The organism is Nocardioides sp. (genome assembly GCF_035703625.1).
Taxonomy (GTDB): Bacteria; Actinomycetota; Actinomycetes; order Propionibacteriales; family Nocardioidaceae; genus Nocardioides.
The window spans coordinates 1-7,582 of the sequence record NZ_DASSXS010000229.1 but is presented as its reverse complement, the minus strand read 5'-3'; the positions used below and the strand labels follow the sequence as shown (position 1 = coordinate 7,582).

Below are 7,582 nucleotides of genomic sequence, written 5' to 3'. Positions count from 1 at the left end.
GGCAGTCCAGATCGGCGTGGTGACCAGTCGCTGGGAGCGGCCGACGTCGAGGATGCACCCGTCGGCGTCCAGCAGCACCCGGATCAGGTCGCAGTCGCAGGCCAGCCGTCGGATCGTGGCGCCGGGCAGGTCGAGCCCGTCTTCGGTCACTCCAACCCCGGCGGCGTCGCCTCGGAGGGTCTGCGCGTCGACGGTGACGGCCACCCGGGGCCGCGCCCCGTGACTGGCGGGCGGGAGATCGGTATCGAGGGCATGGCGGGCGAGCTGGACCAGGCCGTCCCACATCCGGGCGCCGTGGTCACGCGGGTCGGGTTGCTCCGCACACGTCACCGGGTCGATTCCAGAGACCGGCCTGGTCAGCGGCAGCAGCGCGGCGCGGAGCACCGCGCCGTCCTCGACGCTGCCGCCACCCCGCACCCGGATGCCGCCGCGGCCGTCCTCGGAGACGGTGAGGAACCGGCCCAGGTGGGCGGCCCGGTCCTCCCGGTCCAGGGCTCGCTCGGCCTCACGCTCGTCGCGGTCGGGGTCGACCACCGAGGCGAGGTGTCGACCCGCCCGGTGCAGGTCGGTGGCGTTGAGCCGGCCGGCCTCCTCGAGCAGCACCTGCTCGCCGCGACGGCGTACGTGCTCCGCCAGCGGAAGCCGCTCGACCGCGTCGACCACCACGGACGCCTGTTCCGGAGACACTGCACCCTGGCGCAGGGCGTCAAGCGTGGCCGCCCGTTGGGTGACCAGCAATCCAGCGTGGGCCACGGCCTTACGGCCCTGACGGCGGGTGATGCCGGCGACGTGGGTGAACCAGTCGGCCGTGGACCCCCAGCCCAGCCCGCGTCGGGCCACCTCGCGGGCGTCGAGCTCGGCCAACAGCTCGGCCTCCAGGGCCGCCGTCTTGCTCCTGAGTCGCTGCAGCTCCTCCACCCCCGCGACCAACTCCCCGGTCCCGCGCGCCGACCACAACGAGTCCGCCACTGCCTCGAGGCCCGAGCACGCCGCACCCACCGCCCCAGCCGGTGTCAGGTGCGGGAGCGGGGTGATCGCCATGCACCCAGTAAAGCCGTCGCCACCGACACATTTCGCACGTCTGTTCGACCCTGTGGACACGTCGTGCGCCACGCCTCCATGTGGTTGCTACGTGGGCCGAAGCCGGCAGGCCCGGCCTGGCCGAACAGCACGGCAACTCGCCCACCGCACCACCCCTCCCAGGCTCCCTCCGATCAATATGTACTATTTCACTCGACTTCATACAGTTTAACGAGGAGACGACCCATGGGGCACACCAGACTTCGACACCTGGCCGGGGTGGCGGCCGCCACAATGCTGGTCGCCGGGGGCGCCAGCGCCTGCGGTGCCAGCAGCGGAGCAGAGGGCGAGCAGACGACGATCCGCTACCAGACCAACGCCGGGATCGTGGACCTGCCGGAGCTCGCCGACGCGCTCGGGTACTTCGACCAGACGGACATCAAGCTCGACCGCGTCGGGGACGTCCAGGGCGGGCCGGAGAGCCTGCGGGCCGTGGCCACCGACCAGGTCGACTACGGCGGCGCCTTCAACGGCGCGATCGCCAAGCTCGCCTCGACCGGAGCGCCGATCAAGGCCGTCATCTCCTACTACGGGTCGAGCGCCGACGTGAGCTCGAGCCTGCTGACGCTCAAGGACTCCGGGATCGACGAGGCGCGCGACCTGATCGGCAAGAAGGTCGCGGTCAACACGCTCGGTGCCAACGCCGAGGCGGTGATCGACACCTACCTCGCCGACGAGGGCCTGAGCCAGGACGAGATCGAGCAGGTCACGCTGGTGCCGCTCCCGGGCATCAACAGCGAGGCGGCGCTCCGCGAGGGCCAGGTCGACGCGGCGTACCTCTTCGGCAGCCTGAAGGAGATCGCGCTCAAGAACGGCGGGATCGAGGAGGTCGTCAACGACATCGAGCTGGTCGGCCCCTACAACGGCGGCAGCTACGTGCTGAGCGACCGGTTCATCGCGGAGAACCCCACCACCACCAAGGAGTTCGTGGCGGCGATCGCCAAGGCGCTGGAGTACTCCCAGACCCACTCGATCGACGAGATCCGCGAGGTGATGAAGGACTACCTCGCCGAGCACGACCGCGAGGAGTACGCCGCCGCGCTCGACCTGTGGAAGGGCACCGGGGTGCCCGCGAAGGCTGGCGTGATCAGCGACGAGGACTTCACCCTGTGGCTCGACTGGCTGGAGGCGGAGGGCGAGGTCGAGGCCGACTCGATCGAGCCGTCGGAGATCTACACCAACGAGTTCAACCCGTACGCGGAGGAGGGCTGATGGCCTCCCTCGCCGGCGCGAGCAAGATCGCGCTCCGCGACGTGCGCCAGGTCTTCCGTGTGCGCGCCGCCGGCGACCGCGCGGCGCACGAGTTCGTCGCGCTCGACGGCCTCGACCTCGACGTCCGCGAGGGCGAGATCCTGACCCTCGTCGGCCCCAGCGGCTGCGGCAAGTCGACTGTCCTCGACCTGGTGAGCGGGCTGTCGACCCCCACCGCGGGCGCGGTCGAGATCGACGGCCGGCCGGTGTCCGGACCGGGCCTCGACCGCGGGGTCGTCTTCCAGCAGTACACGCTGCTCCCCTGGCGGACGGCACTCGGCAACATCGAGTTCGCGCTGGAGGCAGTCGGCGGCCGCCGCAAGGCCGAACGGCGCAGGGTGGCCCACGAGTACCTGGAGCTGGTGGGCCTCACCGACTTCGCGGACCGCTACCCGCACGAGCTCTCGGGCGGGATGAAGCAGCGGGTCGCGATCGCGCGGAGCCTGTCCTACCAGCCCGAGGTGCTCCTGATGGACGAGCCGTTCGGCGCGCTCGACGCCCAGACCCGGGAACGGCTGCAGGAGGAGCTGGTCCAGATCTGGCGGCGGACCGGCACCACCATCGTCTTCATCACCCACGACATCGAGGAGGCGGTCTTCCTCGGCCAGCGGGTCGCCGTCATGAGCACCCGGCCGGGCAAGGTCGTCGAGATCATCAACGTCGTCCTCGACCGGACGTCAGGGGATGCCGACATCCGCTCGACGGCGGAGTTCGCGGCCTACCGCCACCAGATCTGGGGGCACCTCCGCCAGCCCGCACCGGCCTACCGGGCGGAGGTGCATCGCGTTGCCTAGCCTCCTCGCAGAACGCACCGAGACGCAGCTCAACCCGCGCCAGGCGCAGGCCGCCGGCCCGAGGGTCCGCACCGAGCGGGCCGGCCGCGCCCGGGCGGCCCGCTGGACGCGGGGCCTCCTCGGGATCGTCGCGCTCGGCGTCGTGTGGCAGCTCGCGCCGACGTACGGCCTGGTCGACCCCTACTTCGTCTCGCCCCTCTCGGAGGTCGGCGCGGCCTGGTGGGACATGCTGACCAGCGGGCGGCTCTGGGAGCACCTCAGCGCCAGCCTGGTCCGCTCGGCCGGCGGCTTCCTCCTGGCCGTGGCGATCGCCATCCCGCTGGGCACCGCGATCGCGTGGTACCCGCCGGTGCGCCAGCTGGTGTCGCCGGTGCTGGAGCTGTTCCGCAACACCGCGGCGCTCGCGCTGCTGCCGGTCTTCGTGCTGGTGCTGGGCATCGGCGAGACGTCGAAGATCGCGATCGTCCTGTACGCCTGCTTCTTCCCGATCCTGCTCAACACCATCAGCGGGGTCGAGTCGGTGGACAAGCAGCTGCTGCGGTCGGCGCGCGTGCTGGGCCTGTCGTCGGCGACGACGTTCCGCAAGGTCGTGTTCCCGGCCGCGCTGCCGACGATCTTCACGGGCATCCGGATCGCGGGCGCCGCCGCGATCCTGGTCCTGATCGCCGCCGAGATGATCGGCGCGACCGCGGGGCTGGGCTACCTCATCAACTACTCCCAGTACAACTTCCTGATCCCGCAGATGTACGCCGCGATCCTGACGACCACCGCCCTGGGGCTGGCCGTCAACTACGGCCTGGTCGCGCTCGAGCGCCGCTTCTCGCGTTGGCGCTCCTGACAGGCCCCCACCTTTCGACAACACAGCCCGAGACCCTTCGAGCCAGAGGAGTTCACCCATGACCCGACAGCTGAACCTCAACGCCTTCCTGATGAGCACCGGCCACCACGAGGCCTCGTGGCGGCTCCCGGAGAGCGACCCGGGGGCCGCCCGCGAGGTGTCCCACTTCCAGGAGCTCGCGCGGATCGCCGAGCGGGGCAAGATGGACTCGGTCTTCTTCGCCGACAGCCCGTCGCTGTTCACCAACCCGGCCCGGCGACCGCCGACCCAGCTCGAGCCGACCGTGCTGCTGGCGGCCATGGCCACCGCGACCGAGCGGATCGGCCTGATCGCCACCGCCTCCACCACCTACGAGGAGCCCTACAGCCTCGCCCGACGGTTCGCGACGCTCGACGCAATCAGCCACGGCCGCGCCGGGTGGAACGTCGTCACCTCGGCGGCCCTCGACGCCGGAGCCAACTTCGGCTACACCGACAACCCGACGCACGCCGAGCGCTACGCGCGGGCCGGGGAGTTCGTCGAGGTGGTGCTCGGCCTGTGGGAGGGCTGGGATGACCACGCGGAGGTGGCCGACAAGGGGACCGGTGTCCACACCGACCCCGACCGGATCCGCCCGCTCGACCACCGCGGCACCCACTTCTCGGTCCGCGGGCCGCTCACCGTCGGCCGCAGCGAGCAGGGGCGGCCGGTCGTGGTGCAGGCCGGCTCGTCCGGGCCCGGCATCGCGCTCGCGGGCGCCTACGCCGAGGCCGTCTTCACCGCCCAGCGCACCCTCGAGGACGGCCAGGAGTTCTACGCCGAGCTCAAGCGAGCCGTCGCCGACGCCGGCCGCAACCCCGACCAGGTCAAGGTGCTGCCGGGCATCGTGCCGATCATCGGCGCCACCGAGGAGGAGGCGGTCGCCAAGGAGCGGGAGCTCGACGACCTGCTCGTGCACGAGCACGCGCTGCAGCAGCTGGCCACCGACATCGGCATCCCGGCCGACCAGATCGACCTCGACGCGCCGCTGCCGCAGGACATCCGACCGGCCGACCAGATCGAGGGCAACCGCACCCGCTACGAGCTCACCGTCGAGTTCGCCCGTCGCGATCACCTCACCGTGCGGCAGATCCTCGCCAAGCTGGGCGGCGGTCGCGGCCACCGTACGCTGGCGGGTACGCCGGAGCAGATCGCCGACTCGATGCACACCTGGTTCGAGAACGGCGCGGCCGACGGCTTCAACGTGATGCCCGCGGCGCTGCCCAGCGGGCTCGAGGACTTCGTCGACCACGTCGTACCGATCCTGCAGCAGCGGGGCCTGTTCCGGGAGGACTACGAGGGCTCGACCCTGCGCGACCACTACGGGCTGCCGGTCCCCTCCCACCAGCCCCGCGTGGCGACGCTCGGGGCCGCCTCGTGACCCCTGCGGGCGACAGGACCATCCCCCTCGCCACCAACCAGGACCTGGACGAGTCGCGGCTGCGGGAGGCCTTCGGCGTCTTCCCCAGTGGGGTGGTCGCGGTCGCCGCACTCGTGGACGACGAGCCGGTCGGTCTGGCCGCCAGCTCCTTCACGTCGGTCAGCCTGGAACCGCCGCTGGTGTCCTTCTCGGTCGCCAGCACGTCGAGGACGTGGCCGACCCTGAAGCGCGCCGACCACCTCGGGGTGACGATCCTGGCGGACCACCACGGCGACGTGTGCCGCCAGCTCGCCGGGCCCGTCGCAGACCGGTTCGAGGGCCTGCTCTGCAGCGCCACCGACGACGGCGCGCTGACCCTGGACGACGGCGCGGCGCGGTTCGACTGCACGATCCACAGCGAGGTGGAGGCCGGCGACCACGTGATCGTGCTCCTGAAGCTGCACGCGGTCGAGCACCGGTCCAAGTCGATGCCGCTGGTCTTCCACCGCAGTGGGTTCGGGAGCTTGTCGGAGTCGGCATGAGCCGCGTGGCCGCGCGGTGTTGGACACAGGGGTGACCGCGCGGCCACGCATCTGCTCCGGAGGTCGAGCTGCGCGGTCCGGTGTCTAGGTTGGGGTCATGACGCGCCCGTGCAAGGTCGGTGTCCAGCTGCCCGAGGTGGAGCGGTACGTGCCGTGGCCGGAGTACCTCGACCTCGCCCGAAGGGCGGAGTCGGCCGGCTTCGACTCGATCTGGGTGGGGGACCATCTCGTCTACGACCTGCCGGACGGCTCGACACGGGGTCCGTACGAGGCGTGGACGACACTGGCCGCGATCGCAGCGGCGACCGAACGGGTGGAGATCGGGCCCCTCGTGGCGTCGACGGGCTTCCATGCGCCCGCGATGCTGGCCAAGCAGGCCGCGACGGTCGACGCCATCTCGCAGGGCCGGCTGATCCTGGGACTCGGCGCGGGCTGGAACCGGCGCGAGTTCGACGCCTTCGGCTTCCCCTACGACCAGCGCGTCTCGCGCTTCGAGGAGGCCCTGGCGATCATCGCGCCGCTGCTGCGCGAGGGTCGGACGACGTTCCACGGCCAGTTCTACGACGTCGACGACTGCGTGCTGGACCCACGCCCGGTCCGGGAGGGCGGGCCGCCGATCATGCTGGGGTCCAACAGCCCTCGCATGCTGGGCATCGGGCTGCCGGTCGCCGACTCCTGGAACGTCTGGTGGAGCATCTACGACAACTCGGTCGAGACGTTCGCCCGGGTGAAGGACGAGGTCGACGCGGTCACCCCGCAGGGACGGACCGTGGACGCGACCGCGGCGGTCCTGGTCACGCTCCCTGACGGTCGCGGCCGGTTGATGGGCGAGACCTACGACGCCCGCGTCACCACGGTCACCCCCGACGACCTCGGTCAGCACATCCGGGGGATGGCGGACGCCGGCGCGGTGCACCTGCAGCTCGTGCTCGACCCGATCACCGCCGGGAGCATCGACACCATCGGCGCGGTGCTGGCCGACCTCGACCGCTGAACCTCGACCCGAAAAGAATTTCAGAAGACGATGTCGAGGAGCCCGGCGGCCGTTCGACGTACGTGCGAGAAAGCAACCCAGCCCACCAGGAGGAGTGATCGAGATGCCGCGTTTCATGGGATTCGTGAGGATGGAAGAGGGCGTCGGCACGCCGCCCCAGTCGCTGTTCGAGGCGATGGACGTCTACATCGGTGAGCAGGCCGCCAAGGGCGTCTTCCTCGACGGCGGCGGGCTCTACGGCACCGAGGACGCCGTGAACTACGTGGTCCGGCAGGGCGAGGTCAGCCGGGTGGACGGACCCTACGCCGAGGCCAAGGAGGTCGTCGGCGGCTGGGCCCTCCTGCAGTACGACTCCCTCGAGGAGGCCGCGGCCGACCAGCGGGAGTTCGCCGAGATCCACGCGAAGCACTGGCCCGAGGTCACCGTGATCTCGACCCTGCGCCAGATCTCGGAGGGTCCGGAGGCGCCCGACGCCTGAACTGGCGACCGACTGGGCTCACTACGCTGGCTGCGTGCCGGCAGAGTCGAGTACGGACGACCCGACCGGAGTCGTCGTCGCCGCGTGGCGGGCCGAGTCGGCCCGCCTCGTCGGCGCTCTCACCCGGATGACCCGGGACGTGGAGCTCGCCGAGGACCTGGCGCAGGACGCTCTCGTGGCCGCGCTCGAGCAGTGGCCCTCGGCCGGCGTACCGGAGAACCCGGCCG

Annotated in this window: 9 protein-coding genes; 8 read left to right on the top strand and 1 reads right to left on the bottom strand. The window is 71.2% G+C overall.

All coding sequences use genetic code 11. The annotated features are described in order from the left end of the window. The coding region (locus VFN12_RS11760; protein WP_325118875.1) for a DUF222 domain-containing protein at positions 1-1,041 on the bottom strand (1,041 nt) is incomplete at its 3' end. A 225-nt stretch (positions 1,042-1,266) separates the two neighbouring features. Here VFN12_RS11760 and VFN12_RS11755 point away from each other — a divergent pair. From VFN12_RS11755 to VFN12_RS11720, 8 genes are all read left to right on the top strand, one after another. Next, a complete protein-coding gene (locus VFN12_RS11755) occupies positions 1,267-2,292 on the top strand; it encodes an ABC transporter substrate-binding protein (protein ID WP_325118874.1) in 1,026 nt (341 codons plus the stop codon). Beyond that, the gene (locus VFN12_RS11750; RefSeq protein ID WP_325118873.1) at positions 2,292-3,125 is read left to right on the top strand and encodes an ABC transporter ATP-binding protein; all 834 of its coding nucleotides are present in this window, start codon (positions 2,292-2,294) and stop codon (positions 3,123-3,125) included. The genes VFN12_RS11755 and VFN12_RS11750 overlap by 1 nt, the downstream gene beginning before the upstream one ends. After that, positions 3,118-3,963: an ABC transporter permease gene (locus VFN12_RS11745; RefSeq protein ID WP_325118872.1), complete on the top strand. Its 846-nt coding sequence runs from the start codon at positions 3,118-3,120 to the stop codon at positions 3,961-3,963. The genes VFN12_RS11750 and VFN12_RS11745 overlap by 8 nt, the downstream gene beginning before the upstream one ends. 58 nt (positions 3,964-4,021) lie before the next feature. Continuing rightward, positions 4,022-5,362, top strand: coding sequence for an LLM class flavin-dependent oxidoreductase (locus VFN12_RS11740; RefSeq protein ID WP_325118871.1), 1,341 nt, complete (start codon positions 4,022-4,024; stop codon positions 5,360-5,362). Continuing rightward, positions 5,359-5,883 (top strand): flavin reductase family protein, encoded by a 525-nt coding sequence (locus tag VFN12_RS11735; RefSeq protein ID WP_325118870.1) that lies wholly within the window; start codon positions 5,359-5,361, stop codon positions 5,881-5,883. Before VFN12_RS11740 ends, VFN12_RS11735 begins: the two co-directional genes overlap by 4 nt. A gap of 97 nt (positions 5,884-5,980) precedes the next feature. Next, positions 5,981-6,877, top strand: a complete 897-nt coding sequence (locus VFN12_RS11730; RefSeq protein ID WP_325118869.1) for a TIGR03619 family F420-dependent LLM class oxidoreductase — start codon at positions 5,981-5,983, stop codon at positions 6,875-6,877. Positions 6,878-7,007: 130 nt separating this feature from the next. After that, on the top strand, positions 7,008-7,355 hold the full coding sequence (locus VFN12_RS11725; RefSeq protein ID WP_325118876.1) for a YciI family protein: 348 nt from the start codon (positions 7,008-7,010) through the stop codon (positions 7,353-7,355). A 34-nt stretch (positions 7,356-7,389) separates the two neighbouring features. Further along, positions 7,390-7,582 (top strand): sigma factor (locus VFN12_RS11720; protein ID WP_325118868.1); only part of this gene is annotated, 193 nt, incomplete at its 3' end.